A 568-nucleotide genomic window follows, 5' to 3' on the forward strand; every position below is an offset into this window, starting at 1 on the left:
TCACCACCGCTCTCTTGATGTCCGACTCCCTGAACAATTCTCGTTAATTGAGAAACTAAATCAACGAGAGCGTTATCCAATTAGTGTGCTATGCAGCGTATTCAATGTGCATCGCAGCAGCTATAAATATTGGGCCATACGCGATACAACGCCAACACCAGAACAAGTAAAGTTAGAGGCTGAAGTAAAAGCCATACATGCAATGAGCGGAGGTTCAGCTGGGGCACGGACAATCGCGGCAATCGCAACGAATAACGATTTTGAATTAAGCCGTTATCGTGCCGCTAAGCTGATGGTTAAACTAAAACTAGAGAGCTGCCAAGTACCTCAACATTCATATAAACGTGGCGGTAATGAACACCTTGAAATCCCAAACTTGCTTGATAGACAATTTGATGTTGTTGAGCCAGATACCGTGTGGTGCGGTGATGTGACGTATATTTGGACCGGTAATCGATGGGCTTATTTAGCCGTCGTTATTGATTTATTTGCACGTAAAGTAGTTGGCTGGGCCATGTCGTTGTCGCCAGATACTAATTTAACGCTAAAAGCGCTTGAACTCGCGTAT

At 44.4% G+C, this 568-nt stretch carries 1 protein-coding gene; it reads left to right on the forward strand.

Translation table 11 applies throughout. The features are described 5' to 3' along the window. Nucleotides 1-568: DDE-type integrase/transposase/recombinase (locus tag RF53_RS19070; protein WP_152607105.1), on the forward strand; the 568-nt coding region annotated here is incomplete at both ends.

Origin of the sequence: Pseudoalteromonas sp. ECSMB14103 (assembly GCF_000813065.1) — a bacterium.
GTDB classification, from domain to species: domain Bacteria; phylum Pseudomonadota; class Gammaproteobacteria; order Enterobacterales; family Alteromonadaceae; genus Pseudoalteromonas; species Pseudoalteromonas marina.